Annotated in this window: 28 protein-coding genes and 1 pseudogene; 15 read left to right on the top strand and 14 right to left on the bottom strand. The window is 70.9% G+C overall.

Features of this window, described 5'->3' with window-relative positions:
* Positions 1-9 precede the first annotated feature (9 nt).
* Positions 10-1572 (top strand): VldE C-terminal domain-containing protein, encoded by a 1563-nt coding sequence (locus IM697_RS12845; RefSeq protein WP_194047687.1) that lies wholly within the window; start codon positions 10-12, stop codon positions 1570-1572.
* Between the two features lie 24 nt (positions 1573-1596).
* Here the strand turns inward: IM697_RS12845 and IM697_RS46095 are convergent.
* From IM697_RS46095 to IM697_RS12880, 7 genes and pseudogenes are all read right to left on the bottom strand, one after another.
* Positions 1597-2520 (bottom strand): annotated as a pseudogene (locus IM697_RS46095) (winged helix-turn-helix domain-containing protein); the annotation flags it as partial.
* A gap of 116 nt (positions 2521-2636) precedes the next feature.
* Entirely contained in the window at positions 2637-4079 is a 1443-nt protein-coding gene (locus tag IM697_RS12855) for a peptidoglycan D,D-transpeptidase FtsI family protein (RefSeq protein ID WP_194047689.1), read from the bottom strand.
* 55 nt (positions 4080-4134) lie between these two features.
* Positions 4135-4797: a response regulator gene (locus IM697_RS12860; RefSeq protein WP_194047691.1), complete on the bottom strand. Its 663-nt coding sequence runs from the start codon at positions 4795-4797 to the stop codon at positions 4135-4137.
* Positions 4794-6050 carry a sensor histidine kinase gene (locus IM697_RS12865; RefSeq protein ID WP_194047693.1) on the bottom strand — a complete coding sequence of 419 codons (1257 nt, stop codon included), beginning with the start codon at positions 6048-6050 and terminating at the stop codon, positions 4794-4796. The genes IM697_RS12860 and IM697_RS12865 overlap by 4 nt, the downstream gene beginning before the upstream one ends.
* A complete protein-coding gene (locus tag IM697_RS12870; RefSeq protein WP_194047695.1) occupies positions 6047-7045 on the bottom strand; it encodes a hypothetical protein in 999 nt (332 codons plus the stop codon). Before IM697_RS12870 ends, IM697_RS12865 begins: the two co-directional genes overlap by 4 nt.
* Before the next feature lie 80 nt (positions 7046-7125).
* A complete protein-coding gene (locus IM697_RS12875; RefSeq protein WP_194047697.1) occupies positions 7126-7596 on the bottom strand; it encodes a GNAT family N-acetyltransferase in 471 nt (156 codons plus the stop codon).
* Positions 7597-7600: 4 nt separating this feature from the next.
* Positions 7601-8374: an IclR family transcriptional regulator gene (locus IM697_RS12880; RefSeq protein ID WP_004002235.1), complete on the bottom strand. Its 774-nt coding sequence runs from the start codon at positions 8372-8374 to the stop codon at positions 7601-7603.
* Between the two features lie 202 nt (positions 8375-8576).
* Between IM697_RS12880 and IM697_RS12885 the strand changes: the two genes are divergently transcribed.
* From IM697_RS12885 to IM697_RS12915, 7 genes are all read left to right on the top strand, one after another.
* Entirely contained in the window at positions 8577-10043 is a 1467-nt protein-coding gene (locus tag IM697_RS12885; RefSeq protein WP_265582743.1) for an aldehyde dehydrogenase (NADP(+)), read from the top strand.
* Positions 10044-10185: 142 nt separating this feature from the next.
* Positions 10186-10794, top strand: coding sequence for a DUF1349 domain-containing protein (locus tag IM697_RS12890; protein ID WP_194047701.1), 609 nt, complete (start codon positions 10186-10188; stop codon positions 10792-10794).
* A gap of 54 nt (positions 10795-10848) precedes the next feature.
* Positions 10849-11346, top strand: coding sequence for a GNAT family N-acetyltransferase (locus IM697_RS12895; RefSeq protein ID WP_194047703.1), 498 nt, complete (start codon positions 10849-10851; stop codon positions 11344-11346).
* A 99-nt stretch (positions 11347-11445) separates the two neighbouring features.
* Complete coding sequence (locus IM697_RS12900) at positions 11446-12162, top strand: DsbA family oxidoreductase (protein ID WP_194047705.1); 717 nt, start codon at positions 11446-11448, stop codon at positions 12160-12162.
* Positions 12163-12269: 107 nt separating this feature from the next.
* Complete coding sequence (locus IM697_RS12905) at positions 12270-13322, top strand: aminotransferase class V-fold PLP-dependent enzyme (RefSeq protein ID WP_194047707.1); 1053 nt, start codon at positions 12270-12272, stop codon at positions 13320-13322.
* A gap of 46 nt (positions 13323-13368) precedes the next feature.
* Positions 13369-13983 (top strand): RNA polymerase sigma factor, encoded by a 615-nt coding sequence (locus IM697_RS12910; protein WP_194047709.1) that lies wholly within the window; start codon positions 13369-13371, stop codon positions 13981-13983.
* Positions 13984-14041: 58 nt separating this feature from the next.
* Entirely contained in the window at positions 14042-15043 is a 1002-nt protein-coding gene (locus IM697_RS12915) for a maleylpyruvate isomerase family mycothiol-dependent enzyme (RefSeq protein WP_194047711.1), read from the top strand.
* A 23-nt stretch (positions 15044-15066) separates the two neighbouring features.
* Here the strand turns inward: IM697_RS12915 and thpD are convergent, their stop codons facing one another.
* The 6 genes from thpD to IM697_RS12945 all read right to left on the bottom strand — a co-directional run bounded on the left by thpD (position 15067) and on the right by IM697_RS12945 (position 20337).
* Entirely contained in the window at positions 15067-15954 is an 888-nt protein-coding gene (gene thpD / locus IM697_RS12920) for an ectoine hydroxylase (protein WP_194047713.1), read from the bottom strand.
* A 7-nt stretch (positions 15955-15961) separates the two neighbouring features.
* Positions 15962-16366: an ectoine synthase gene (locus IM697_RS12925; RefSeq protein ID WP_194047715.1), complete on the bottom strand. Its 405-nt coding sequence runs from the start codon at positions 16364-16366 to the stop codon at positions 15962-15964.
* A gap of 40 nt (positions 16367-16406) precedes the next feature.
* On the bottom strand, positions 16407-17678 hold the full coding sequence (gene ectB, locus IM697_RS12930) for a diaminobutyrate--2-oxoglutarate transaminase (protein ID WP_194047717.1): 1272 nt from the start codon (positions 17676-17678) through the stop codon (positions 16407-16409).
* A 29-nt stretch (positions 17679-17707) separates the two neighbouring features.
* Positions 17708-18214: a diaminobutyrate acetyltransferase gene (ectA, locus tag IM697_RS12935; protein WP_194047719.1), complete on the bottom strand. Its 507-nt coding sequence runs from the start codon at positions 18212-18214 to the stop codon at positions 17708-17710.
* A gap of 306 nt (positions 18215-18520) precedes the next feature.
* Entirely contained in the window at positions 18521-19054 is a 534-nt protein-coding gene (locus IM697_RS12940) for a DinB family protein (protein ID WP_194047721.1), read from the bottom strand.
* Positions 19055-19236: 182 nt separating this feature from the next.
* Complete coding sequence (locus tag IM697_RS12945) at positions 19237-20337, bottom strand: pyridoxal-phosphate-dependent aminotransferase family protein (protein ID WP_194047723.1); 1101 nt, start codon at positions 20335-20337, stop codon at positions 19237-19239.
* A gap of 175 nt (positions 20338-20512) precedes the next feature.
* Here IM697_RS12945 and IM697_RS12950 point away from each other — a divergent pair, with 175 nt between their 5' ends.
* From IM697_RS12950 to IM697_RS12970, 5 genes are all read left to right on the top strand, one after another.
* Entirely contained in the window at positions 20513-21358 is an 846-nt protein-coding gene (locus IM697_RS12950) for an ABC transporter substrate-binding protein (RefSeq protein WP_194047725.1), read from the top strand.
* On the top strand, positions 21355-22188 hold the full coding sequence (locus IM697_RS12955; protein ID WP_194047727.1) for an amino acid ABC transporter permease: 834 nt from the start codon (positions 21355-21357) through the stop codon (positions 22186-22188). The genes IM697_RS12950 and IM697_RS12955 overlap by 4 nt, the downstream gene beginning before the upstream one ends.
* Positions 22185-22994, top strand: coding sequence for an amino acid ABC transporter ATP-binding protein (locus tag IM697_RS12960; protein ID WP_228044647.1), 810 nt, complete (start codon positions 22185-22187; stop codon positions 22992-22994). Before IM697_RS12955 ends, IM697_RS12960 begins: the two co-directional genes overlap by 4 nt.
* Positions 22995-23014: 20 nt before the next feature.
* Positions 23015-24106 (top strand): amidohydrolase family protein, encoded by a 1092-nt coding sequence (locus tag IM697_RS12965; RefSeq protein ID WP_194047729.1) that lies wholly within the window; start codon positions 23015-23017, stop codon positions 24104-24106.
* Between the two features lie 156 nt (positions 24107-24262).
* Positions 24263-25171, top strand: a complete 909-nt coding sequence (locus IM697_RS12970) for an SCO1860 family LAETG-anchored protein (RefSeq protein WP_194047731.1) — start codon at positions 24263-24265, stop codon at positions 25169-25171.
* A 4-nt stretch (positions 25172-25175) separates the two neighbouring features.
* Here the strand turns inward: IM697_RS12970 and IM697_RS12975 are convergent, their stop codons facing one another.
* Positions 25176-25601 carry an ATP-binding protein gene (locus IM697_RS12975; RefSeq protein ID WP_194047733.1) on the bottom strand — a complete coding sequence of 142 codons (426 nt, stop codon included), beginning with the start codon at positions 25599-25601 and terminating at the stop codon, positions 25176-25178.
* A 149-nt stretch (positions 25602-25750) separates the two neighbouring features.
* Here IM697_RS12975 and IM697_RS12980 point away from each other — a divergent pair, with 149 nt between their 5' ends.
* Complete coding sequence (locus IM697_RS12980; RefSeq protein ID WP_194047735.1) at positions 25751-26599, top strand: helix-turn-helix domain-containing protein; 849 nt, start codon at positions 25751-25753, stop codon at positions 26597-26599.
* Complete coding sequence (locus IM697_RS12985) at positions 26596-26775, top strand: DUF397 domain-containing protein (protein WP_194047737.1); 180 nt, start codon at positions 26596-26598, stop codon at positions 26773-26775. The genes IM697_RS12980 and IM697_RS12985 overlap by 4 nt, the downstream gene beginning before the upstream one ends.
* The last annotated feature ends 13 nt before the right edge of the window (positions 26776-26788 follow it).

Raw genomic sequence — 26788 nt, forward strand, 5'->3', positions numbered from 1 at the left:
GCCGGATCCGTGGCGACGAGCGCGTCAGCACAGAACCAAGGCAACGAACTCAACGGGGGGCACCGTGCACATCACCAGGCGAACCTGCCGGCACGCCCTCCCGGAAGACTCGACCTAAGGAGTGCCGTGTTCAGAACGAGAGCAAGACCCCAGACGGACTCCATACCGTCCGCCGGTCCGCACCCACGGAGCCGGCGGCGGCCGGCCGCCGCGCTGACAGCCTGGATGATGGGGCTCGTCGTCGCCGCGGCGACGATCCTCGTGGCGACGCCCGCGTCGGCCGCGCCGTCCACCCCGGACTTCGGGCGGGCCATCGACGCGTATGCCGCCAACGACCCCCAGGACACCTGTGATCCGGCCGTCAAGCCGGGCACTGTGGGTCTCCGGGACCTGCTCAACGATGCGTACGGCTCTCACACTTCCTACTTCACCCGCGCCTGCGACAGCGGTGGCACGAGTGAGCACAAGGAAGGCCGTGCGCTGGACTACATGCTCAACTACTACGACTCCGGTGAGCGCGCCATCGCCGAGGACATCCTCACCTGGCTGCTGAAGACGGACAAGTACGGCAACAAGCACGCCAACGCCCGGCGGCTCGGGGTCATGTACCTGATCTGGAACGACCGGATCTGGTCGTCGAGCCAAGCCGACGACGGGTGGCGGGAGTACAACGGCGACAATCCGCACAGGGACCACATCCACGTCAGTCTCAGCTGGGCTGGTGCCCTCAAGCAGACAAGCTGGTGGACGTGGGAGGAGCCCGGAAGGACCACCCACAGCGTGACGGGTGACTCGTTCTCCGACCTGGTGGCGACGAAGTCCGACGGCACGATGTGGCTGTATTCGAACAACTTCCTGCGTGACGACGGTACTCCGTATGGCAGTGCCCGTCAGATCGGCCAGGGCTGGAACAACTTCAACCGCATCATCGCGGCGGATGCGACCGGGGATGGGTTCACCGACCTGGTGGCGACGAAGTCCGACGGCACGATGTGGCTGTATTCCAACAACTTCGTTCGTGACGACGGTACTCCGTATGGCAGTGCCCGTCAGATCGGCCAGGGCTGGAACAACTTCAACCGCATCATCGCGGCCGATGCGACCGGGGATGGGTTCACCGACCTGGTGGCGACGAAGTCCGACGGCACGATGTGGCTGTATTCCAACAACTTCGTCCGTGACGACGGTACTCCGTATGGCAGTGCCCGTCAGATCGGCCAGGGCTGGAACAACTTCAACCGCATCATCGCGGCGGACGCGACCGGGGATGGGTTCACCGACCTGGTGGCGACGAAGTCCGACGGCACGATGTGGCTGTATTCCAACAACTTTGTTCGTGACGACGGTACTCCGTATGGCAGTGCCCGTCAGATCGGCCAGGGCTGGAACAACTTCAACCGCATCATCGCGGCGGACGCGACCGGGGATGGGTTCACCGACCTGGTGGCGACGAAGTCCGACGGCACGATGTGGCTGTATTCCAACAACTTCGTCCGTGACGACGGTACTCCGTATGGCAGTGCCCGTCAGATCGGCCACGGCTGGAACAACTTCAACCGCATCACCGCCTGAGTGGGCGTGGTTGGCTTCGGCTCGTCAAGGTGATGTGGGTCCGTTGAGAGTCAGGCCGGTGCCGGCTATGAAGCCGTCGAGGGTGTCGGGCCGGTGCTGAAGGCGCTTGAGCCGGTTACGGGCGAGGGCTTCGAGCCGGTCGAGCGTGAGCACGGCGAGGTTGGCCAGGCTCCGCTTGACGTGTGCCCATCTCCGCTCGACGGGTTGAGACCGGGCGGGTAGGCGGGGAGCGGGAACACCGTCAACCGCTCCCGCTCGGCGGTCAGTTCGCGCATGGCGTGGGAGGCGTGGGTGTTCAGACGGTCCCAAAACAGCACGATCGGTGCCTTGACGAGCTGGTGGGCGCCGTCGATGAGCGCGATGAAGTCCCGCTCGCCCATGCTGCGGTGTGTGCTGCTGCATGGGCGGTGGGTGCGCAGCCGGTGACACGGCCGGGTGCGCGAGCGGCCGTGTCGCGATCAGCCCGGCCGCCGACAGGCGCCCTGAGCGGCGCCCGCTGACGGTCACGACCGGGGTGCGCCCTCGCCGGCTGCAGGGTTCGTCCCGGTGGCGGCTTCCGGGTGAACCCTGCTTCGTCCTCGAAGCAGTTGCGGCACCCGCAGGCCGCCCGGGGCGCAGGGCGCGACCGCGCCCTTCTACCTCCGTCCAGGTCGCCTCCTTCCACGAGGTCACGGCCCGCTCGTCGCGCTCGGCGACCTGCGTGCAGGGACCTGCGGGCTGAAGCCAAGGCCGGTGCATCAGCCGCGTGGCGCCGGAGACGCTGCAGGGGGACTTCCTGCCGATCGGCGTGGCCACCCTCGATGTGGTCCACACCTGGTCCTCCACCCAGTTGTGGGCGGCCGCGTCCTCATCGAGGTACGCGGCCAGTCTCTCCGGACCGCGCGGGGACAGCCGGCCACGCGATCCCCCCGGGCCGCGGGAAGCCAGAGCCTCACGACCACCGTCCCGCAGGGGTCAGCCCGCCCCCATCCGCATGTCTCACACCACACGGATACAGCCGCCCCCCACACCCATCAGGGTCTTCGCAAAGATTCACCCCGACGAACTGAAGTCAGTAAGGGGCGCTACCTGAGCGCCGCTCGCATCATCGCCTTGGCCACCGGTGCCGCCAGCCCGTTGCCGCTGACCTCCGAACGCGCCGCGTCCGACTGCTCGACGAGCACCGCCACCGCGACCTCCTTGCCGTCGGCCTTGCCGTAGGACGTGAACCAGGCGTACGGGGTCTTGCTGTTGTTCTCGCCGTGCTGGGCCGTGCCGGTCTTGCCGCCGACCGTCGCGCCGGAGATCTGGGCGTTCGTGCCCGTGCCGTCCGCCACGACCGTCCGCATCGCCGACTGGAGCTGCTCGGCCGTGTCGGAGCTGACGATCTCCTCGGTGTCGGCCTGGTCGTCGTAGTTCTCCAGCACATCCCCACCGCTGTTGGTGATCTGAGACACCATGTGCGGCGAGACCAGCTTGCCGCCGTTGACTATGGCGGCGGACACCATGGCCATCTGCAGCGGGGTCGCGGTGACGTCGAACTGGCCGATGCCGGACAGGGCGGTCTGCGCCTTGTCCATGTCGGAGGGGTACACGCTGGTGTACGCCCGCACCGGCACATCCTGCGCGTCGTCGTTGAAGCCGAACTTCTCGGCCATCTCCCTGACCTTGTCCTGGCCCAGGTCGACGGCCATCTTCCCGAAGACGTTGTTGCACGAGTACTGCAGCGCGACCCGGATCGAGGCGTTCTCGCAGGGGGCGGACGGGTTCTCGTTGCCCAGGGTGTCGCTCGACTGCGGCAGCGGATACGGGTCCGGGCTCTCGGTGCGCTCGTCCACCGACGAGTACAGCCCGTCCTCCAGCGCGGCCGCCGCCACGACCAGCTTGAACGTCGAACCCGGCGGCAGCGGCTGGCGCAGCGCACGGTTCGTCATCGGCTTGTCGGCGTCCTTGGTCAGCTCCTCCCAGGCCGCCGAGTCACCCGTGGTGATCCGCGACGGGTCGTACGACGGAGTGGAGACCACCGCCAGGATCCTCCCGGTCGTGGGGTCGATCGCGACGGCGGCGCCCTTCTTCTCGCCGAGCGCGTCGTACGCCGCCTTCTGCACATCCGGGTCGATCGTCGTGATCACATTGCCCGGATCGGCCCGCTTGTTGGTGACCGTGTCCAGCACGCTCTTCAGGCGGTTGTCGGTCCCGTCGAGCAGGTCCCGGTAGACGCCCTCCAGCTGAGTGGCCCCGAACGCCTGTGAGCTGTAGCCGGTCACGGCCGCGTACAGCGAGCCGTCCGTGTACGTCCGCTTGTACGCGAGATCGCCGCTCTCGGTGCGCGCGGAGCCGGTGACCGACCTGCCGCCCACGACGATGTTGCCGAGCGGCTCGCTGTACAGCGCGATCGTGTTCCGCCGGTTGTCCTTGTCGTCCGCGAGCGCCCGGCCATCGTAGAACTGCACCCAGGTCGCCCTGATCAACAGAGCGAACACCAGTAGCAGCGTGAAGACGGACGCCCGCCTGATCGTCTTGTTCATCCCACTCGTCAGGACGATCAGGATGCGGGCGAACGTTCCCTTGCGCCCCGTTTTCTCATCGAGCGTTCATGAAGCCCGCCTCGTAGGCGGCGATCACCGCCTGGGTGCGGTCCCGTGTGCCGGTCTTCGCCAGCACCGCCGCCACATGCGACTTCACGGTGGCCGGGCCGACGTCCATCCGCCGTGCGATCTCCGCGTTGGTCAGCCCCTGCGCCATCAGCCGCAGCACGTCGCTCTCGCGGGCCGTGAGCCGCGCCACCCAGGGCGGCGGCGTGGGATTCGCGCGCGCGTGCTCGGCCGCGAGGGCGCGTACGGCCGACGGGAACAGCAGGGTGTCGGTGTGCGACACCAGCCGTACGGCCTGGACCAGCGCGTCCGCGTCCGCCCGCTTCAGCAGGAACCCGGTGGCTCCGGCGCGCAGGGCGTCGTACACATACGAGTCGTTCTCGAAGGTGGTGACGACGACGATCCGGGGCGGTTCGTCGAGCGTGGCGAGGATCTGCTCGGTGGCCCGGATGCCGTCGATCTCGGGCATGCGTACGTCCATCAGGACCACGTCGGGCCGCAGCTCCCGCACCACCGACACGGCCTGCGCCCCGGTCGCCGCCTCGCCGACCACCTCCAGGTCCGGCTCGGCGGAGAGGATGGCGCGCAGCGCGGAGCGCACCATGCGCTCGTCGTCGGCGAGCACGATCCGGACGGGCTGCTGGGTCGTCATGCGGGTCCCTTCATGGGCAGTCGTACGTGCAGCCGCCACACCCCCTGTACGGCACCGGCCTGTGCCGTCCCGCCCAGCAGCCGCGCCCGGTCGGCGATGCCGCGCAGGCCGTGGCCGCCGCCGGGCCGGCAGGCGGGGGTGTGCTCCAGGGGGTTCTCGACGGTGATCTCCAGATGCCCGTCGGCGATCTCGATCCGCAGCGCCACGTTCGTCCGGCCGCCGGCGTGCTTGAGGACGTTGCTCAGCCCCTCCTGCACGATGCGGTAGGCCTCGCGGGAGAGGACGGGCGGCAGGGCCTCGGGGTCGGCGTCGACGGCGGCGGTCACCCGCAGGCCGCAGGCGCGGGTGCGGCGCAGCAGTCCGCCGAGGTCGGCGCGGAGGGTGGGCGCGGGGGCGGTGCCGGGGCCGTCGCCGTCCCTCAACACGCCGAGCACGGCGTCGAGTTCGCCGACCGTGCGCCGGGTCGTGTCCTCGATCGCGGCGAGCGCCTCGCGGACGAACTCCGGGTCGGTGTCCAGGACCCGGCGGGCCGCGCTCGCCTGGAGGGTGACGGCGCTGAGGGCGTGGCCCACGGAGTCGTGCAGCTCGCGCGCGAGCCGGTTGCGCACGGCGAGGTCGGCGGCGCGCGCCTCGGCCGCCGCGAGCCGGTCCTCCGGCGTCGGCCCGAGCAGCGCGGGCGCCCAGCGGGCGAGGAGCGCTCCGGAGACGGCCGCGCAGCCCGCCAGCGCGACCAGCGTCGCCAGGCCCGCGACCGGCGCGAGTGCCAGCACCCAGGCGTGGTCGAGGGACTCGGGGAGTTCGACCAGCTCCGCCCCGCCCAGCCACACCAGCAGCGGCAGCGCGGCCAGGAACCCGGCGAACGGCGGCACCGCCAGCGACATCCCCGAGATGATCCCGCCGAACCCGAGATGCAGCGTGAACCAGGCCGCAGTCCGTCCCTTCGCCGCCCGCGTCCGGGCCGGCCCGTGGGCGAGCAGACCGGCGTCCACCCCGCACAGCGACCGCACCGCACCCGCCTCCAGGGCCCGGGTCAGCGGGAACAGGGCGGCGGTCAGAGCGGCCAGGGGCAGGCCGACGGCGAAGGAGAGGAGTTGCAGGGGCAGGTCGTGGAAGACGTAGCGGGAGTCGGTGGCGGGGCCGACGACGAGCTGGCCGACGAAGACGTACGGCATGGCGAGCGCGCCGCCGAGGATCAGATGGATCCAGCGCCGGCGCGCCCGCCGTCCGAAGAGAAGACGGACGAACTCGCTCACGCCGTACGACGCTTCCGGCTCGCGGAGCGCTCCGCGAGGAAGTGGACGCCGAGGCAGGCGACGAGGATGCCGACGATCATCTGGCCAGCGTAGGCGAGGTTCATCGCCGGCGTCGGGCCGTCGCCCACGCCCGTCAGCGGCGCCAGCGACAGCCAGCCCGCCCAGCAGACCACCGCGGCCGAGCCGACCCAGGCGAGCGCGAGCGGCAGTTTGACGGGCAGGGTCCGGCCGCGCCGGAAGGCGAGCAGGACACCGCCGGTGACGGCCATGGCGAGGAAGACGGCCGACAGGGCCGCCATGATGTGGAAGCCGCTCGTCCGGTCGGCGACGAGCGTCTCGTCGAGCCCGGCGGTGGCACCGCACGCCCACAGCACCTGGGCGGTCAGGGGCGGCACCGCGAGGACCGCCGCCGCGGCCGCGACCGCGCGCTGCGCCGCCCCGATGGCACCGACCGGAAGCTCCCAGACCCGCCCCTGCCACAGCCGCCCCCAGCGGTCGCGGGCGTACAGCGCGAACAGGGCGCCGAGGGTGACTCCCTGCACGATGAACCCCGTGTAGACGACCCCGAAGACCCAGGAGTCGAGGAACGGCTCCCCGTCAGCGCCGACGGTGTCGGCCGTCCCGCCGAGCGCGGTGGCGAGGAGCTGGAGCGGAAACCCGGCCATGATCGGCGCGAGCAGCCCGGTGGCCACCCATGCGGGGAGGCCGAGCAGCCACGCGGGCACGCGCAGCCCCCACGGCCGGGTCAGCACCAGCGCGAGCACGATCACCGCGCCGTCCATCAGGACCGTGACACCGTTGGCGACGGCCATGCTCCCCCGGTGCTCCAGCAGCGTGCTGCCCGGCGGGATCCCGAGGTGACTCCCGGCGATCCAGGCGGCCTTGAGCGCGAGATACGGCACACAGGAGGCGATCGCGACGGCGCGCAGCAGCCGACGGGACCGCCCGGCCGCGACGGTGGGCGCCGGCTGCGGGGGAGCGAGTGTCTGCGTCATGCCTCCACGCTCCCGCGCGAGGGCAGCCGCCCACCTCCTGCGCGACGGTGATCCGTCTCCGCCGCACGGGGGAGGCCCGCTCAGCCCTCCAGCGCCAGGACCAGCTCGTCGATCTCCTCGCCGCGCGCGTTGGCGAAGCCCCTCGCCTGCGCGGTCACCCGGAACCCGCACTTGCGCAACACCCGCAGCGAGCCCTCGTTGTCCGCCGCCGCCCGGGCGTACAGCGGGCGCTCGGGCACCTCGGCGAGCAGTCCCCGCAGCGCGGCCGTGGCGACACCGCGGCCCCAGTAGGCGCGGTCGATCCAGTAGGTGACCTCCCGCTCGCCCGGCTCCCCGTACACGGCCGCGCTACCCACCACGTCGCCGTCGGCCAGGATCGTGCGCGGGACGTCCGAGGAGGACCGGATCCGTTTCCAGTGCGCGTCGAAGGCGTCCCGGTCGGCCGGGTCCTCGGGGGTGAAGGCCGCCATGCGCAGGGCCTCCGGGTCGTTCAGCTGTCGGAAGAAGACATGCAGATCGCTGTCGTGCACCTCGCGGAGTTCCACATCCATGGGGTCAGAGCCTACGAGTGGCCAGCGTCAGCCGGTCCCGCGCGTCGAACAGGGCGTCCTTCACCATCTGTTCGTGCGCGGGGGTCAGCCGGGCCACCGGGACCGAGCAGCTGATCGCGTCGCGGGCCGGGGTGCGGTACGGGATCGCGACGCCGAAGCAGCGCAGACCGAGGGTGTTCTCCTCGCGGTCCACGGCGAAGCCCTGCTCGCGGACCTGGTGGAGCTCCTCGATGAGCTTCTCGCGGTCGGTGATCGTGTTCTCGGTCAGCGCGGGCAGGGTCTCCGGGAGCATCTTGCGGACCTGCTCGTCCGTGTACGTGCTCAGCAGCGCCTTGCCCAGCGACGTCGAATGCGCCGGCAGCCGGCGGCCGACCCGGGTGAAGGGGCGCAGGTAGTGCTGGGACTGGCGGGTGGCGAGATAGACGACGTTCGTGCCGTCGAGCCGCGCCAGGTGAATGGTCTCGGTGGTGTCGTCGGAGAGCCGGTCGAGCGTGGGCCGCGCCGCCGCGACCACCTCGTCGCCGTCGATGTACGACGTGCCGACCAGCAGCGCCCGTACGCCGATGCCGTACCGCGTGCCCGTCGCGTCCGTCTCCACCCAGCCCAGTTCGACCAGCGTGCGCAGCAGCATGTAGAGACTGGACTTGGGGTATCCGACGGCCTCCTGGACCGACGCGAGGGAGTGCATGCCGGGGCGCCCGGCGAAGTATTCGAGCAGTTCAACCGTCCGTACCGCGGACTTGACCTGCGCCCCGCCGCCCGTCTCGCCAGCCGACATCGCCCTTGACCCCTTCGTTCGACGAGGACCTGAAGATATAGTCTCCACAGCATTCATCATCAGAGACAGCGTTCAGTATATCGAACGAGCCTGGTGAGTGACCCCGTACTGCGGCAATACATGTGTGGAGGGACCCGCGGTGGCAGCAGCACCAGTCTGGAGTGTCGACCCCCGAACCGGGAAGCAGCGTGAACAGGTTGCGGTGGAGGCCACAGCCCAGGAGGTGGACGCCGCCGTCCGCGCCGCTCACGACGCGCGTGCCTCGCTCGCCGACCGCACGGTCCGCGCCGCCTTCCTGCGCACCGCCGCCGACCGGCTCCAGGGCGCCAAGGACCAGCTCGTCGAGGCCGCCGACGCCGAGACCGCGCTCGGCCCGGTCCGCCTCACCGGCGAACTCGCCCGCACCTGCTACCAGCTCAGGGCCTTCGCGGACATCGTCGACGAGGGCGCCTTCCTGGACGTCGTCATCAACCACCCCGACGACACCGCGACCCCGCCGATCCCGGACCTGCGCCGCTACAAGGTGCCCCTCGGCGTCGTCGCCGTCTACTCGGCCTCCAACTTCCCCTTCGCCTTCTCCGTCGCCGGCGGCGACACCGCGAGCGCGCTGGCCGCGGGCTGCCCGGTCGTCGTCAAGGCCCACCCCGACCACCCCGCGCTGTCGGAGCTGGTCGCGGCCGTCCTGCGGCGGGCCGCCGCCGAGCACGGCATCCCCGAGGGAGCCGTCGGCCTCGTCCACGGCTTCGAGGCCGGCATCGAGCTGATCAAGCACCCGCTGGTCAGCGCGGCCGGCTTCACCGGTTCGGTCCGCGGTGGCCGCGCCCTGTTCGACGCGGCCGCCGCCCGCCCGGTCCCGATCCCCTTCCACGGTGAGCTGGGCTCCCTGAACCCCGTGGTGATCACCGAGGCCGCGGCCACCGAGCGCGGCGAGACGATCGGCACCGGGCTGGCCGGCTCGATGACGCTGGGCGTCGGACAGTTCTGTGTGAAGCCGGGCCTGGTGCTGGTGCCGTCCGGCGCCGCCGGTGACGGCCTGGTCAAGTCCCTCACGGACGCCGTCAGCGACACCGACGCCGGGGTCCTGCTCGACCACCGCATGCGGGACAACTTCATCGCCGGGGTCGCCGAGCGCGCCGGACTGCCGGACGTGGAGACGCCGGTGACGCCGGGTGCGGGCAGTGAGCACACGGTCAGCGCCGGGTTCCTGACGGTCGCCGCCGACAAGCTGGCCGCCGAGGGGGCCTACGACCTGCTCCTGGAGGAGTGCTTCGGCCCGGTGACGGTGGTCGTGCGCTACGACGACGACGCGCAGGCGCGGGCCGTGCTGTCCCGGCTGCCGGGCAACCTCACCGCGACGGTCCATCTCTCGACCGCGGAGGCGGCGGGCGAGGGCCGGGGCGGGGAGATCCTGGCGGAACTGACGCCGCTGGCCGGGCGCGTGCTGGTCAACGGGTGGCCGACGGGGGTCGCCGTCGCGCCGGCCCAGCACCACGGCGGGCCCTACCCGGCGACGACCTCGACGTCCACGTCGGTGGGCGGTACGGCGATCGAGCGGTGGATGCGGCCGGTCGTCTATCAGGGGGCGCCCGAGGCGTTGCTGCCGGTGGAGCTGCGGGACGAGAACGCGCTGGGGCTGCCCCGCAGGTTCAACGGGCGTTTGGAGCGGTAGCGCTCCGCGGGTTCGCCGTAGGGGTGCGGGTGCGCCGGCGACTGCCGGTTGTGTGTGGTTGATCGCGCCCACGCGGCGGAGCCGCATATCGATACAGCCCCGCGCCCCTTGGTTGGCACACTTCGCCTGAGACACTGTGGCGATGGACGTCGAACTCCCCGAACTGCCTTTCCTGCTCCGCACATACGGCCCCGACGGGCACTGGGCCTACGAGGACGGCATGCTCTCCGGATGGGCCGGGCCCCGGCAGGACCGTTTTGTGCCGCCCACCGACGAGGGGCTCGACCCGGCCTCCGACGCGCCGCGGCTTCTCGGCGCGCCCGAGGGTGACTTCCAGCTCATCGCCCGGGTCACCGTCGGGTTCGCCGCCGCCTTCGACGCCGGGGTGCTCTACGTCCATGTCGGGGAGCGGGCCTGGGCCAAGCTCTGCCTGGAGTACTCGCCGGACGTGCCCACCGTGTGCACGGTGGTCACCCGGGGGCACTCCGACGACGCCAACTCCTTCACCGTGGAGGGCAGTTCGGTCTGGCTGCGGGTGAGCCGGACCGGGCGGGCCTTCGCCTTCCACGCCTCCCGGGACGGTGAGCGCTGGACCTTCGTCCGGCTGTTCACGCTGGGGGAGGAGAAAGATGCGGACGCGGCCCTGGTCGGCTTCATGACGCAGTCGCCGATGGGGGAGGGGTGCGTGGTGACCTACGACCACCTCGAGTTCAGGCCGCACTGGCCGAAGGACCTGCGGGACGGGAGCTGAGCGGGAGCCGGCCGGCTCGGAACCGGAGCGGGGCGGGGGCACGTCCTCCGTTGCATGATCAGTGACCGACTGACCGCACGTCGTGTGATTCGCACCGTCCTGCCCGCCGAGGTCGAGCGCGTCGTCGCGCTGCACGCGCGCGCCCGGGCGACCTACTGCTCCGACGGGCTCCCGCAGGACGGCACCGACTGGTCCGCCGCCTGGCGCGGCGCCATCGCGCGACCGGACGGACGGGTGCTGTGCGCCGTCGAGGAGGGCCGCATCGTCGGCCTGGCCTCCTTCCGCACCCCGGAGGGCGCCCCGGCGGAAACGGTCCAGCTGTTCCAGTTCCACGTCGACCCCGGCCACTGGCGCTCCGGCGTCGGCACCGCCCTGCACACGGCCTGTGTCGAGGAGTGGAGGGCCGACGGCAGGCGCACCGCCGTCCTCGACGTGCACGTCGACAACCGGCGCGCCCAGGCCTTCTACGCCCGGCAGGGCTGGATCCCGGACCCGGAGAACCCGCCCGCCGAGGGCGACCACCATGTCTTCCTGCGCCTCTCCGTGACCTGAAAGTGAGCCCGACCGGGGAATGAACCCTGCTGGTTGAACGTTCACGCACTAAGCGGAGGGAGTCTCCGAACCCGTACGAGTGGAGAGAAGGCCACAGACATGCGCGTCGAGATCTGGAGCGACATCGCCTGCCCCTGGTGCTACGTGGGCAAGGCCCGCTTCGAGAAGGCGCTCGAGGCCTTCCCGCACCGCGAGCAGGTCGAGGTGGTGCACCGTTCCTTCGAGCTGGACCCCGGGCGCGCCAAGGGCGACATCCAGCCCGTGATCACCATGCTCACCAAGAAGTACGGCATGAGCGCCGCGCAGGCCCAGGCCGGTGAGGAGAACCTCGGCGCGCAGGCCGCCGCGGAGGGCCTGGAGTACCGCACCGAGGGCCGCGACCACGGCAACACCTTCGACCTGCACCGCCTGCTGCACCTCGCCAAGGAGCAGGGCAGGCAGGACGAGCTGATCCAGATCCTCTACCGGGCGAACTTCGCCGAGGAGCGGTCCCTGTTCACCGAGGGCGACCATCGGCTGGTGGAGCTGGCCGTCGAGGCCGGGCTCGACGCCGACGACGTCCGGGGGGTCCTCGCCGACCCCACCGCCTACGCCGACGACGTCCGCGCCGACGAGCGCGAGGCCGCCCAGCTCGGCGCCAACGGCGTCCCCTTCTTCGTCCTGGACCGCAAGTACGGCGTCTCCGGCGCCCAGCCCGCCGAGGTCTTCGAGCAGGCGCTGACGCAGGCCTGGGGCGAGCGGTCGCCGCTTCGGATCGTCGACCAGGGGGACGCGGACGCCTGCGGCCCCGACGGGTGTGCGGTGCCGCAGCGCTGAACCGCCGCGCGAACGCGCAGGTCGAAGCCGATCTATAAGCGTTCCTTAGTGGTCTCACGTAAAAAATCGCAATGGACTGATACGTGTTCAGGGCCCACAGTGGAGCCATGGAGACCTTCGAGAGCCTCGTCCGCGCCGAGTTCGCCCCGAAGAACGTCTATCTCAACACCGCGAGCAACGGCCTGCTGCCGGCCCGCACCGTCACCGCCCTGGACCGGGCCGTGCGGATGCGGGCCGAGGGCGTCCCGCTCGGCCCGCTGTACGAGGACGTGGAGGCCGTCCGCGCCTCCTTCGCCCGGCTGGCCGGCGTCCCCGCCGAGCGGGTCGCGACCGGGGCCTCGGTCGCCGAGTACGGCGGACTGATCGCCGCGTCCCTGCCCGCCGGCGCCGAAGTCCTCACCGCCGAGGCCGACTTCGCCTCCCTCGTGAACCCCTTCCACATGCGCGCCGACCTCAAGGTCCGCGCCGTCCCGCTGGAGCGCCTCGCCGAGTCCGTGCGCCCGGACACCGCGCTCGTCGCGGTCAGCGCCGCACAGTCCGCCGACGGCCGGATCGCCGACCTGCCCGCGGTGCGCGAGGCGGCCCGCGCGCACGGGGCCCGCACCTACGTCGACGCCTCCCAGTCGGCCGGCTGGCTGCCGCTGGAGGCCGGCGCGGACGACTTCGTCGCCGCCGTCGGCTTCAAGTGGCTGCTGGGCCCGCACGGCGTCGCCTTCTGCGTCGTCCCGGAGGACTTCGGCGGGCTGACGCCGCTGCTCGCCGGCTGGGTCGCCGGGGAGGTCCCCTGGGACAGCTGCTACGGCCCCGTCGAGCACCTCGCCGGCTCCGCCCGCCGCTTCGACATCAGCCCCGCCCTCTTCACCCACGCCGGGCTGCGCGCCTCCCTGGAGCTGATCGAGGAACTCGGCGTGTCCGCCATCCAGGCCCACGACCTCGCCCTCGCCGACCGCTTCCGCACCGGCCTCGCCACCCTCGGCCACGAACCCGTGCCCGCACCCGGCTCGGCCATCGTCTCCGTGCCCGGCCTCGGCGAGCGCCAGCCCGAGCTCAGCGAGGCCGGAATCGAGGTCTCCGACCGGGCCGGCAACCTGCGTGCCGCCTTCCACCTCTACAACACCCCGGAGGATGTCGACCGGTTGCTGAACGCCCTGTCTGCCTGAACCACTGGCGCGGGCCCGCCGGGAACGCTAGGAAGGGCACCCAGGGGTGGTGGTACCGGTGGAGTCCACGGGCGACACGTCCGTCGAGCCGCCCGCCGATGCGGAGGTGCACCGGCGGCTGGTGTACGGCGACGAGTCCGCGCTGGCCGAGGTGTACGCGGCGTACGGCGGGCTGGTGCGGCGGGTCGCCGTGCGCGTCACCCGCTCGGCGGCCGCCGCCGAGGACGTGGCGCAGGAGGTCTTCGCCCACCTGTGGAGCCGGCCGTACACCTTCGACGCCAGCCGTGGCTCGTTGCGCACCTGGCTCTCCGTGCTCGCCCACCGGCGGGCCGTGGACTGGGTGCGCAGCGAGACCCGGCACCGCAAGGCCGCCGCCGACGACTCCGACCTCCAGGCCATCCCGGACGCCGGACCCGGCCCCGACGAGACGGTCGTCGACCGGGAGCGCTCCCTCCTGCTGCACTCCGCCCTCGCCGAACTGCCGCAGCCCCAACGCGAGGTCGTCCACCTCGCCTACTTCGCCGGCCGCACCTACCGGCAGGCCGCCGTGGAGCTGGGGATCCCCGAGGGCACCGCCAAGACCCGGCTGCGCAGCGCCCTGCGCGCCCTGGCGGAGACTCTGGCCGACCCGCCGGATCCGGCGCTCGAAAGGGGCGCATGATGGCGAGAGGTGTAGCGGGGTACTCGCAGGGCAATCGGCACAGGGGAGGAGGCGCGCGGTGACCGACGAGCACGAGGCCGTACGTGATCTGCTGGCCGCCTGGGCCTTCGGCGCCCTCGACCCGGCCGAGGAGGAGACGGTCCGGTCGCACCTGGCCGGGTGCGAGAGCTGCGCGGCGGAGGCGGCGCGGCTGCGCGAGACCGTACGACTGCTGGACGGGCCGCCGCCGACGGCCCCCGCGGGCCGGAACGACGGCGCCCTGTCCCTCGCCCTGCGCACCCGCCCCGCCACCCCTCGCATCGCCGCGCACGCCGCCCCCTACGCCGCCGCCGTCGCCGGGCTCAGGGCGCTGCTGCCCGAGCTGGCGGACCGCTGGGCCACGCCGGTCGTGCACGACTGGGACGCACACGCCACCCTCGCCCACCTGCTCGCCGCCGACGAGCACCTGGCCGGCCGGCTCGGCGTCGACGCACGCGTGCCGCCCTCGCCGATCGAGGAGGGCACACCCTGGGAGGACGCCTGGAACCGCCGTACCGCCGATGTCATCGCCCATGAGCACGGCCGTACGCCCGGGGAGACCGTGGCCGACTGGGAGGCGCAGGCGCACGCGCTGCTCGGCACGCCCGAGGCCCGGGACGCCGAACTCGCCGCGCGGGCCGTGCTGCTGATGGGGATGCGGCTGCCCGTCGCCGACCACTTCCTGGTGCGCGCCTTCGAGACCTGGATCCACACCGACGACATCGGCCGCGCCCTCGGCCTCGCCGTCCCCCCACCGCCCGAGGAGCACCTGGGGCAGCTCGTCCGCCTCGCCGTGCGCGTCCTCGGCCTGGCCCTGGGACCCACCGCGCCCCCGGTGCTGTTCTCGGTCACCGGGGGCGCGGAGTGGGTGCTGGGCTCCGAGGACGAGCCCGTACAGGCCGAACTGGCCCTGGAGCCGGTCGACTTCTGCCTGCTGGTCGGCGGGCGGTACGCCCCCGAGACCGTGCCCCGGGGACAGACGGGCGACGCGGCCGCCGTACGGAACGTACTGGAGCGGGCCGCGTCGCTGTCGTGGCTGTGAAGCTCAGTTCACCGGTGTGAGGCTCACTTCACGGGGGTGAAGTCCCTCGCGCCGATGAACTCCGGCCGCCGTACCGGAGCCGCGAAGGGCTCCACGGCCGCGTTCTCCACGCTGTTGAACACGATGAACACGTTGCTGCGCGGGAACGGCGTGATGTTGTCGCCGGAGCCGTGCATGCAGTTGCAGTCGAACCAGGTCGCCGAACCGGCCTTGCCCGTGAAGAGCTTGATGCCGTACTCGGAGGCCATCTTGGTCAGCGCCTCGTCCGACGGCGTGCCCGCGTCCTGCATCTGGAGGGACTTCTTGTAGTTGTCCTTCGGCGTGGCCCCCGCACACCCGAGGAAGGTCCGGTGCGAGCCGGGCATGATCATGAGCCCGCCGTTGGTGTCGTAGTTCTCGGTCAGCGCGATCGAGACGGACACCGTCCGCATGTTCGGCAGACCGTCCTCGGCGTGCCAGGTCTCGAAGTCGGAGTGCCAGTAGAAGCCACTCGCCCCGAAGCCGGGCTTGACGTTGATCCGCGACTGGTGGACGTACACGTCCGAGCCGAGGATCTGCCGCGCCCGGCCGACCACGCGCTCGTCGCGCACCAGAGCGGCGAACACCTCGCTGATCCGGTGCACCTCGAAGACGGACCGGATCTCCTTGGACTTCGGCTCGATGATCGAGCGCTCGTCCGCGCGGATCGCCGGGTCGGTGACCAGCCGCTCCAACTCCTGCGCGTAGACCGCGACCTCGTCCTCGGTGATGAGCTGGTCGATGGCGAGGAAGCCGTCGCGCTCGAAGGACTGCAGGTCACCGGCCGCGATCGGGCCCGGCGTGTCGGGGGAGCCCCACACGACGGGGTCCTGGCGCGGGGTGGCCACCTCGGTGGCGCCGCGGCTGGGGTAGAGATCGGTGACGGTGGTCATGGGTTTCTCACACCTCCTCGGGCTCGGTGAGCAGCGGGTACACACCGTTCTCGTCGTGGTCCTCGCGGCCGGTCACGGGCGGGTTGAAGACACAGAGGCAGCGGAAGTCCTCCTTGATCCGCAGCGTGTGCCTCTCGTGACCGTCCAGGAGGTACATGGTCCCGGGCGTGATCGCGTACGTCCGCCCGGTCTCGTGGTCGGTCAGCTCGGCCTCGCCCTCGACGCAGACGACGGCCTCGATGTGGTTCGCGTACCACATCGACGTCTCCGTACCCGCGTACAGGACCGTCTCGTGCAGGGAGAAGCCGACCTTCTCCTTCGCGAGGACGATGCGCTTGCTCTCCCAGGTGCCGGACGCCGATTTCACATGGCGCTCGGTGCCTTCGATGTCCTTGAACGAACGGACGATCACGGTGCTGCGATGCCTCCTAGGTGGTGGTTTTCCTGTTCGGTCAGGCGGTCTCGGTGACGGCGCGGGCGAGGATGCGAAGCCCCTCGTCCAGCTCGTCGGGGGTGATGGTCAGGGCGGGGAGCAGCTTGAGGACCTCGCTCTCCGGGCCGGACGTCTCCACGAGCAGTCCGAGCTCGAAGGCGCGCTGCGCGACCCGGCCGGCCCGGTCCTTGTCGTGGAACTCCAGGCCCCACACCAGCCCGCGGCCCCGGTACTCCTTGACGTCGGCGAGGTTCTCCTCGCAGATGGCGATCAGGCCCTGCTCGACCTGCTCACCGCGCGCCCGGGTCTGCTTCTCCATCGCGCTGCCGTCGGCCCAGTACGTCTCCAGGGCGGCGGTGGCGGTGACGAAGGCGGGGTTGTTGCCGCGGAAGGTGCCGTTGTGCTCGCCCGGCTCCCAGACGTCCAGCTCGGGCTTGAACAGGCACAGCGACATGGGCAGTCCGTAGCCGCTGATGGACTTGGACACCGTGACGATGTCCGGGGTGATGCCGGCCTCCTCGAACGAGAAGAAGGCACCGGTGCGCCCGCAGCCCATCTGGATGTCGTCGACGATGAGCAGCATGTCCTGACGCTCGCACAGCTCGGCCAGCGCGCGCAGCCACTCGGGGCGCGCGACGTTGATGCCGCCCTCGCCCTGCACGCTCTCGACGATCACGGCGGCGGGCTTGTTCAGCCCGGAGCCCTGGTCCTCCAGGAGCCGCTCGAACCACAGGAAGTCCGGGACCGTGCCGTCGAAGTAGTTGTCGAACGGCATGGGCGTGCCGTGCACCAGCGGGATGCCGGCGCCGGCGCGCTTGAAGGCGTTGCCGGTGACGGCGAGGGAGCCCAGGGACATGCCGTGGAAGGCGTTGGTGAACGAGACGATGGCCTCGCGCCCCTTCACCTTCCGGGCGAGCTTGAGCGCGGACTCGACGGCGTTGGTGCCGGTCGGGCCCGGGAACATGACCTTGTACGGCAGGTCACGCGGGCGCAGCACCAGGTCCTGGAAGGTCTGCAGGAAGGCCCGCTTGGCGCTGGTGGACATGTCGAGCCCGTGCGTGACGCCGTCACGCTCCAGGTAGTCGATCAGGGCCCGTTTCAGGACCGGGTTGTTGTGGCCGTAGTTCAGTGAACCGGCGCCGGCGAAGAAGTCCAGGTACTCGTGGCCGTCCTCGTCGTACATGCGGCTGCCACGCGCACGGTCGAAGACGGTGGGCCAGCCGCGGCAGTAGCTGCGCACCTCGGACTCCAGGGTCTCGAAGACGCTGAGGTCGGGCTGGGTGATGGTCACGACGAATCGCTCCTCGATGCGTGGGGAGTTCAGAGAGAGAGGGGACCGATGCGGTACAGGACTTCGGGGTCGTGCGGTCCGTCCGGGAACAGGCCGGCGGGGAAGAGCACCTCGCGCTCCAGAGCGGCGCCGTGCCGCTCCGCGAAGGAGCCGAACAGCCGCTCGGAAGCGGTGTTGCCGGGCGTGATGGTGGTCTCGACGCCGGTGACGCCGTACTCGCCGCAGACCCGTGCGACGAGCCCGTCGAGCAGCGCGGCGGCGATGCCGCGGCCGCGGTGGGCGTCGTCCACGGCGACCTGCCAGACGAGCAGGGTGCGCGGGCGGTCCGGCCGTACGTACCCGGTGACGAAGCCGATCGGCTCTCCGCGCTCGTCGCGGGCGACGGCCGATGTGCCGGCGAAGTCGCGGCACCACAGCAGATAGCTGTACGACGAGTTGAGGTCGAGGGCTTCGGAGTCTCTGGCTATCCGCCACAGCGCGGCCCCGTCGGCCACCGCCGGACGGTCGATTTGCAGGTCTGCTTGTGCGGCAGTCATGCGAATTGAATTTACCGAGGGAAAATTGAAATTGCATGGCCGTGTGGGGTTACGCGTGAGGGCCGGATGTGTTATCACGCGGGCGTGAAGGACGCTGCCTGGAGCCTGCGATACGCCCCTTTTGCCCCCTTAATACCGTACAAATCGGGCACGATGTGGAACGCGTCACAGCAATGTAACTCTTACGAGACCCGCCCGAATTGATCCGGTTGATGTTCGCGGAATCTTTGTGTTTAGGTTCGGAGAAAGCGGGCAGAAGAGTATGGGAAGCTGTCCTCGATAAAGAATTCCAGAATTACCTTGAATTCAGGCTCCGGTAACGCCGTCGATGCGCTCTCGCAGAATGTCGGCGTGGCCGTTGTGCCGGGCGTACTCCTCGATCATATGAATCAACACCCACCGCAGGCTGACCTCGACACCGGCCATCGGCCCGTCCACGATCCGCCCCACCCCTTCCAACGCCCGCCCCGCACAGACCTCCCGCCCCCGGGCGACCTCCCGCCGCCACACGTCGAGCGCCTCGCGGATCCCACGCCCGCCCTGGAGCCGGTACCCGCTCCCGTTCCCGGCGCCGTACACGGGGGGCACGTCGAGCCCGCCCACCACCCGCTGGAACCAGTTCCGCTCACACTCCGCGAGATGCTGCACCAGCCCGAGCAGGGTCAGCTCCGACGGCTCCGCGGAGGCCCGCCGCACCTGCGCGTCGTCCAGTCCCGCGCACTTCAGCTCCAAGGTGGCGCGGTGGAAGTCGAGCCAGCTCTCGACCATGGGGCGCTCGTCACCGGTCAGGAGGGGGATGGGGCGTCCGTCCGGGAGGGTCTGAGGTGTGTTGGTGGTCATAGGGGGAGCGGACCGCCGCGCACCAATAAGCGCCGGGCGGTTGCATTTCAGCCCGTCCGGCGTTTGAGGACGAGGCCGTTCAGGCCGACGGGGGTCAAGGGGGCGGAGCCCCCTGGCGGGGTCGAAGGGGCGGAGCCCCTGGGGGATGGGACGGGTAAGGGCGGCGGGGGCGAGAAAAGCCGCTACCGCCACCCCGCGTCCACCGCCCCCAACGCCCCCTCCACATCCACACCCAGCCCCTTGTCCGCCAGCGCCCCGCCCAGCGCCGCCACGCACCCCCGCACGGCCCCCACCGTCGCATCCGCCCCGTAGTGATTGACCCGGATCATCTCCTTGGCCAGCGCCCCACCCCCGGCAGCCAGCGGCAACGCCGGGTCGGACGCCAGCGCCCGGGCCACCACCTCCGACGCCGTCACCCCCGTCGGCACCCTCAGCGTCGTAGCGACCGGCGCCGCCTCCCGGGCGTCGTACACATACGGCTCCAGGCCCCCGCCCAGCGCCACCGCACCGGCCCGGGTCGACAGCGCCGCGGCCCGGTGGCGGGCCATCACCGTCTCCGGCCCGTCCCCCTCGATCCGCTCCACGCACGCCTCCAGCGCCAGCATCTCCAGCTGCGCCGGCGCGTGCGGCAGCGCCGCGCGCCCGCCGTCGATCCACCGCTCCTTCCAGTCGAGCAGCGACAGATACGACCGCCGCGGCGCCCGCGGATTCCCCGCCATCCGCGCCCACGCCCGCTCGCTCACCGACACCGCCGACACCCCGGCCGGCCCGCCCATCGCCTTCTGCGCCCCGATCACGCACAGGTCCACACCCCACGCGTCCGGCAGCACCGGCTCGGCCCCGATCGACGCCACCGCGTCCAGGTAGAACAGCGCCCCGTGCGCCCGCACCACCTCGCCGATCTCCGCGACGGGATTGGTGTTGCCGGTCGCCGCCTCCGCGTGCACCAGGGAGACGAAGTCGATCCCGGGGTGCTCGGCGAAGGCGTCCCGGATCCGGTCCGCCGTGACCGCCGTGTGGAAGGGGACCGTCAGATCGATCACCGTCGCGCCGCAGTCCCGCAGCCAGTTCCCGAACGTCTGCCCGTACGGGCCGGTGATCACGTTCAGCGCGGTCGTGCCGGGCCCGGCCGTCCCCCGGATCGCCCCCTCCAGCGGCAGCAGCGCCTCGCCCTGCATGATCACGACGTCCTGCGCGGTCCCCAGCAACCGCGCCACCCGGTCCTCGATCGCGGCGAAACGGGCGGCGCTCAGCGGGGCCAGGTCCAGGAAGGGGTGGGTCACGACGGGGCTCGCTCTCTTCGCTCTGGGTCGTCGTGACGAGCGTAACCGGGGGCTCCGAGCCGCTCTCGGCTGCCGACTTCTTAGGTCGAACGCCCCTTGAGCCATCGGTTTGGTTTGAGTACCCCAAACCTTTCCTTATAATCGGAACCCAAAGTTCCCTCACAGGAGGCTCCCCGTGAAGACGACCCTCGGGCGCCGGACCCGCGTTCTGGCCGCCACCACCGCGACGGCCGGGCTGGTGCTCGTGGCCGGCTGCTCCTCCGACGGCGACGGCGGCAGCGGCACGAAGACCGCGGCCGGCGGTGTCGAGCTCGTCAAGGCGGGCCAGCTCACCACCTGCACCCACCTGCCCTATCCGCCGTTCCAGTCGGAGATCGACGGCAAGGTGCAGGGCTTCGACGTCTCCCTCATCGACCTGGTCGCCGAGGACCTGGGCGTGAAGCAGGTCATCGTCGACCAGCCCTTCGAGAACTTCAAGACCGGTGGCTCCCTGAACGCCGGCCAGTGCGACCTCGCCGCCGCCGGCATGACCATCACCGAGGAGCGCAAGAAGAACGTCGACTTCTCGGACCCGTACTTCGAGGCCACCCAGGCTGTCCTGACCGACAAGAAGAGCGGCATCTCCTCCTTCGCGGACCTCAAGGGCAAGAAGGTCGGCGCCCAGGCGCAGACGACCGGCGAGGACTACGCCAAGAGCAAGGACCTGGACCCGGTCTCCTTCGAGTCGTCCGACGCCGTCCTCAACGGCCTGCGCACCGGCCAGGTCCAGGCGGTCGTCATCGACTACCCGGTCGTCCAGGGCTGGCTGAAGGACAAGGCCAACGCGGACGCCTTCGAGGTCGCCGACAACGTCAACACCGGCGAGCAGTACGGCGTCACCGTGAAGAAGGGCAACGACAAGCTCCGCGAGGCCATCAACAAGGCGCTCGCGGACGCGAAGGCCGACGGCACGTACAAGAAGGTGTACGAGCGGTGGATCGGCCCGTACGACGAGTCGGCCGCGTCGCCCGCCGCCTCATGACGGACACGGACGCAGCGGTCCAGCCGAAGAAGAAGGGCCTGACCCGACGGCAGAAGCGCAGCCTGTCGCGTGGCATCCAGTACGTCGTCTTCGTCGCGGCCGTGATCGCCTTCGCGGTCGCGGCCGACTGGGACCGGCTGCGGAACCAGTTCGCGCAGAAGGCCATCGCGGAGCAGATGTTCCCCGAGGTCATCACGCTCGCGCTGAAGAACACCGTGCTGTACACCGTGTCCGGCTTCGTCGTCGGACTGGTCCTCGGCATGGTCATCGCGCTGATGCGGCTGTCGTCGGTGGGGCCGTACCGCTGGCTCGCCGGCGTCTACATCGAGATCTTCCGCGGGCTGCCCGCCCTGCTGATCTTCATCTTCATCGGCGTGGCCGTACCGCTGGCCTTCCCGGGCACCGAGATCCCGGGCGGCACCTACGGCAAGGTCGCGCTCGCGCTCGGCCTGGTCGCCGCCGCGTACATGGCCGAGACCATCCGCGCGGGCATCCAGGCGGTGCCCAAGGGACAGATGGAGGCGGCGCGCTCGCTCGGCTTCTCGCCCGCCCGCGCCATGGTCTCGATCATCATCCCGCAGGCGTTTCGGATCATCCTCCCGCCGCTGACCAACGAACTCGTCCTGCTCTTCAAGGACTCCTCGCTGGTGCTGTTCCTCGGCGTGACACTGGAGGAGCGCGAACTGTCCAAGTTCGGCCGCGACCTGGCCAGCCAGACCGCCAACTCCACGCCGATCCTGGTGGCCGGCCTGTGCTACCTGCTGATCACGATCCCGCTCGGCTTCGTCGTACGCCGTATGGAGGCCAAGGCCCAGGAGGCCGTGAAGTGACAGACAAGACCCTTGGCTCCCGACCGGAGATCGAAGTACGCGACCTGCACAAGTCCTTCGGCGACAACCAGGTGCTGCGCGGCATCGACCTGGACATCCGGCAGGGCGAGGTCGTGTGCGTCATCGGCCCGTCCGGCTCCGGCAAGTCGACGCTGCTGCGCTGCGTGAACCTGCTGGAGGAGCCCACCGAGGGCCGGGTCTTCGTCGGCGGCACCGAGCTCACCGACCCGGACGTCGACATCGACGCCGTACGCCGCCGTATCGGCATGGTCTTCCAGCAGTTCAACCTGTTCCCGCACCTGACGGTGACCGAGAACCTCACGCTGCCGCAGCGCCGGGTGCTGGGGCGCGACAAGGCCGCCGCCGCGAAGGTCGCCGCCGAGAACCTGGAGCGCGTCGGCCTGTCGGACAAGGCGTCGGCCTACCCGGCCTCCCTCTCCGGAGGCCAGCAGCAGCGCGTCGCCATCGCCCGCTCGCTCGCCATGGGCCCCGAGGTGATGCTCTTCGACGAGCCGACGTCCGCGCTCGACCCCGAGCTGGTGGGCGACGTCCTCGCCGTCATGCGCATGCTCGCCCAGGAGGGCATGACGATGATGGTCGTCACGCACGAGATGACCTTCGCGCGCGAGGTCGCCGACCGGGTCGTCTTCATGGACGGCGGAGTGATCGTCGAGGACGGCGCCCCGGCCCAGGTCATCGGCAGCCCGCGGCACGAACGCACCCGCCACTTCCTCTCCCGCCTCCTCGACCCGGCGATGGCCGAGGTGGAGGAGGAGACCTCCGACCAGGTGGGCAAGGGCGGGTAGCCGGTCATTAGGGTGCGGTCATGAGCGAACGCGCGGTGCTGCACGTGAAGGGCCGGATCCTCGTCGGACCGGACGACGTCCGGGACGAGCTGTGGGTCGTCGACGGGCGGATCTCCTACGACCGTCCCGTCGGCGCCCGCGACACCCGCACGGCCCAGGGCTGGGCCCTGCCCGGCCTCGTCGACGCGCACTGCCATGTCGGCCTCGGCCCACACGGTCCGGTCGACGACGCCACCGCCGAGAAGCAGGCGCTGGCCGACCGTGAGGCCGGCACCCTGCTGATCCGCGACGCCGGTTCGCCCTCCGACACCCGCTGGGTCGACGACCGCGAGGACCTGCCGAAGATCATCAGGGCCGGCCGGCACATCGCCCGCACCCGCCGCTACATCCGCGGCTACGCGCACGAGATCGAACCCGAGGACCTGGTCGCCTACGTCGCCCAGGAGGCCCGGCGCGGCGACGGCTGGGTCAAGCTGGTCGGCGACTGGATCGACCGCGACCTCGGGGACCTGGCGCCCACCTGGCCGCGAGAGGCGGTCGAGGCGGGCATCGCGGAGGCCCACCGCCTCGGCGCCCGCGTCACCGCGCACTGTTTCGCCGAGGATTCGTTGCGCGACCTGGTCGAGTCGGGCATCGACTGCATCGAGCACGCCACCGGCCTGACCGAGGACCTGATCCCGCTGTTCGCCGAGCGCGGGGTGGCCATCGTCCCCACCCTCGTCAACATCGCGACCTTCCCGCAGCTGGCCGACGGCGGCGAGTCCAAGTACCCCCGCTGGTCGGCCCATATGCGCCGGCTGTACGAACGCCGCTACGACACCGTCCGCTCCGCCTACGACGCCGGCATCCCGGTCTTCGTCGGCACGGACGCCGGCGGCACCCTGCCGCACGGCCTCGTGGCCGCCGAGGTGGCGGAACTGGTCACCGCCGGCATCCCCGCGACCGAGGCCCTCGCGGCGACGACCTGGGCCGCCCGGTCATGGCTCGGCCGACCCGGCCTGGAGGAGGGGGCCGCGGCCGACCTCGTGGTGTACGAGGCCGACCCGCGGGCCGACGTACGGGTGCTGGCGGCGCCTCGGCGGGTGGTCGTGAACGGGCGGGTCGTGAGTTGACCGTGTGACTGTGGAGAACGTGCGTGCCAGGCGGTTCGAAAACCTGCACGGGAAACACACGTAGGGGTGAACTCCCGTCAGGGTGCTGACCATGCGTTTGGCGTGCGCGATTCTTGGCGGGTCCCGAGCAAGTCTCCCCCGAGGGGTGTCCCCACCTTGAACGGCAACAACTTCCGCCTGCCCGCACGCCGTCTCGCCGCCGTCGCGACGGCCACCGCCCTGACCGCCGGTCCCGCGGTCCTGGCCGCCGCGGGCACCGCGCACGCGACCGGTGACGAGGGCCGCGCGAGCGCCGCCGTGCTGCGCACCGCGCTCGACGTCTCCCTGCTCAACAAGACCGTGAACGTCCCGCTCGCGGTCTCCCTGAACGAGGTGCGGGCGCCGCGGAGCGCCGAACAGGCCACGCTGACCGCCCAGTTGAACGGAGTCGACGACGGCCGGTCCTTCAGCGTGCTGAACGCCGAGGTCGCCAAGTCGAGGGCCACGGTCGAGGACGGCAAGGCCGAGGGCTACACCCACCTCGCCCACGCCAAGGTCCACGTCCCCGGCCTGCCGCTGCTCTCGCTGATCGAGGTCGGCCAGGTCACCTCCAAGGCCACCTGCGAGGCCGGCAAGACGCCGACCGCGTCCTCCAACCTGCTCGGCGACGTCACTGTGCTGGGCAAGAAGGTCACGATGACCGCCGGCGGCACCACGAACGTCGAGGTGCCGGGCGTGGGCGACGTACGCCTTGACTACTCCAGGACGGAGCAGACCTCGCGTACGGCCGCCGCCACCGCCCTGGAACTCAAGGTCTCCGTCAACCCGCTGAAGCTGAACGTCGCCGAGGTCGAGGGCACCCTGACCCTGGCGAAGGCGACCTGCGAGACCCCGGCCGCACCCGCACAGCAGGCCGACCCGAGCGCCGAGCCGGCGGGCGATGTGCAGCCCCAGGGCGAGGCGGCCGACGACGGCCTCGCCGAGACCGGCGGCAGCTCCATGACGCCGTACGTCGCGGGCGGCGCGGTCGCCCTGCTGGTCGCGGGCGGCGGCGCGGTGGCGCTGGCGCGTCGGGGCAAGAGCTGACCGATCAGAGGTCGATCTCGGCCCAGACCGTCTTGCTCGGGCCCGGCTCGGTGTCGACGCCCCAGCGCGTGGCCAGGGCGTCGACCAGGAGAAGGCCACGGCCGGTGTCGGCGTCGGCGGCGGGCGTCGAGACACGCGGGAGGCGCTCGCCACGGGCGTCGGCCACCTCGACGCGGACCGTGTCCGGCCCGCAGCTCAGACGCAGGGCGATGTCACGGCCGGGCACTCGTGCGTGGAGTACGGCGTTGGCGGCCAGCTCGGCGACGATCAGCGCGGCGGTGTCGGAGACATCGGAGCCGTACCGGAATCCCCAGACGTCGAGTTGCCGCGCGGTGAACCGCCGGGCGAGCCGCGCGCCACGGCGGGTGGCACTGAGGCGCTGGCTGAACACACGTACGGTGACGGGGGATTGGGTGTGGGGTGCGGTCATGAGGCCAGCGTTCCGTCAGGGTCCGCGGTGCAGCCAGGCACGACGCTGGTACAGGTGCGTTGTACTGGTTTGTTCGATGGACAGGGCTGGTAACACCCCGTGACCCTGGGCGGGTTGGCGTGATCGGCGGGTACGGGAGGTGGCCAGGCGTGGTGGACGGCGAGGACGCGGGAGTCGGAGGCGGGGGCAGTGAACCAGAAGTGTCGGACAGCCTCAAGACGTTCGGCGCGGTGCACAAGGCGCTGCGGGAGACGGCGGGGCTCACGCAGGAGGAGTACGCCGAGGTCGTCGGCTACTCGGTGCATGCCGTGGCCAAGCTGGAGCAGGGCAGGCGCTTCCCGCAGCCGAAGTACATCCAGCGGGCGGGTGAGGTGCTGGAGGCACCCAGGGTGCTGCGGGCGGCGGCACGGAATCTGACGCGGAAGCAGGGGCTGGCGTCGTGGTTCCAGCAGTGGGCGGGGATCGAGGAGGAGGCGATCTCGCTCTACGCGTACGAGTGCCGGGCGATTCCGGGGTTGTTGCAGCCGGAGCCGTATGTGCGGGCGGTATTCCGCAGCAGCCTGCCGCCGCTGACCGACGACCAGTTGGAGCGACAGGTAGAGGCGCGGCTGGAGCGACAGCGGCTGCTGACGGGAAAGCAGAACGTGGCGTTCAGTTTCATCATTGAGCAGGCCGTTGTCGAGCGGCGAACGGGCGGAGACGACGTCACGCGCGTCTTGATCGACCACCTGCTTCAGTGCGGCGAGCTTCGCAACATTCAGCTCCAGATCATGCCTTTGCGGCAGCCGGATCATGCGGGTCTCGACGGCTCCATGTACCTCGCTGAGACTCCGGACCACCAGTGGTTCGGCTACTTCGAGGGTCAGCAGGGAAGCGCCCTGATCAGCGACCCAAAAGACACCAGCGCCCTGCTTCAGCGCTATGGCAAGATGCGCTCGCAGGCTCTCAGCCACGAGGCAACCGTGAGCCTGCTGAAGCAGATGCGAGGAGCGCTATGAGCACCACCGAGTTGGCGTGGTTCAAAAGCAGCTACAGCGGCACACAGGGAGACAACTGCGTCGAAGTCGCGATGGCCGGCTCCGTCCACGTGCGTGACTCGAAGCAGCAGGAAGGCGGACAGATCGCCCTCTCTCCCACCGCTTGGGCAGCCTTCATCGACTACGCGGCGGCCTGAAACAGAGCCGAGG

Source organism: Streptomyces ferrugineus (genome assembly GCF_015160855.1).
Taxonomy (GTDB): Bacteria; Actinomycetota; Actinomycetes; order Streptomycetales; family Streptomycetaceae; genus Streptomyces; species Streptomyces ferrugineus.

Coding starts and splice junctions, on each gene's coding strand:
- ectA (WP_194047719.1), bottom strand. CDS start 18,214: ATGACTGCCGCACAAGCAGACCTGCAAATCGACCGTCCGGCGGTGGCC.
- IM697_RS12940 (WP_194047721.1), bottom strand. CDS start 19,054: ATGACCACCAACACACCTCAGACCCTCCCGGACGGACGCCCCATCCCC.
- IM697_RS12985 (WP_194047737.1), top strand. CDS start 26,596: ATGAGCACCACCGAGTTGGCGTGGTTCAAAAGCAGCTACAGCGGCACA.
- IM697_RS12880 (WP_004002235.1), bottom strand. CDS start 8,374: ATGTCGGCTGGCGAGACGGGCGGCGGGGCGCAGGTCAAGTCCGCGGTA.
- IM697_RS12875 (WP_194047697.1), bottom strand. CDS start 7,596: ATGGATGTGGAACTCCGCGAGGTGCACGACAGCGATCTGCATGTCTTC.
- IM697_RS12855 (WP_194047689.1), bottom strand. CDS start 4,079: ATGAACAAGACGATCAGGCGGGCGTCCGTCTTCACGCTGCTACTGGTG.
- IM697_RS12900 (WP_194047705.1), top strand. CDS start 11,446: ATGCGCGTCGAGATCTGGAGCGACATCGCCTGCCCCTGGTGCTACGTG.
- IM697_RS12870 (WP_194047695.1), bottom strand. CDS start 7,045: ATGACGCAGACACTCGCTCCCCCGCAGCCGGCGCCCACCGTCGCGGCC.
- IM697_RS12890 (WP_194047701.1), top strand. CDS start 10,186: ATGGACGTCGAACTCCCCGAACTGCCTTTCCTGCTCCGCACATACGGC.
- IM697_RS12860 (WP_194047691.1), bottom strand. CDS start 4,797: ATGACGACCCAGCAGCCCGTCCGGATCGTGCTCGCCGACGACGAGCGC.
- IM697_RS12895 (WP_194047703.1), top strand. CDS start 10,849: ATGATCAGTGACCGACTGACCGCACGTCGTGTGATTCGCACCGTCCTG.
- IM697_RS12975 (WP_194047733.1), bottom strand. CDS start 25,601: ATGACCGCACCCCACACCCAATCCCCCGTCACCGTACGTGTGTTCAGC.
- IM697_RS12965 (WP_194047729.1), top strand. CDS start 23,015: ATGAGCGAACGCGCGGTGCTGCACGTGAAGGGCCGGATCCTCGTCGGA.
- IM697_RS12955 (WP_194047727.1), top strand. CDS start 21,355: ATGACGGACACGGACGCAGCGGTCCAGCCGAAGAAGAAGGGCCTGACC.
- IM697_RS12905 (WP_194047707.1), top strand. CDS start 12,270: ATGGAGACCTTCGAGAGCCTCGTCCGCGCCGAGTTCGCCCCGAAGAAC.
- thpD (WP_194047713.1), bottom strand. CDS start 15,954: ATGACCACCGTCACCGATCTCTACCCCAGCCGCGGCGCCACCGAGGTG.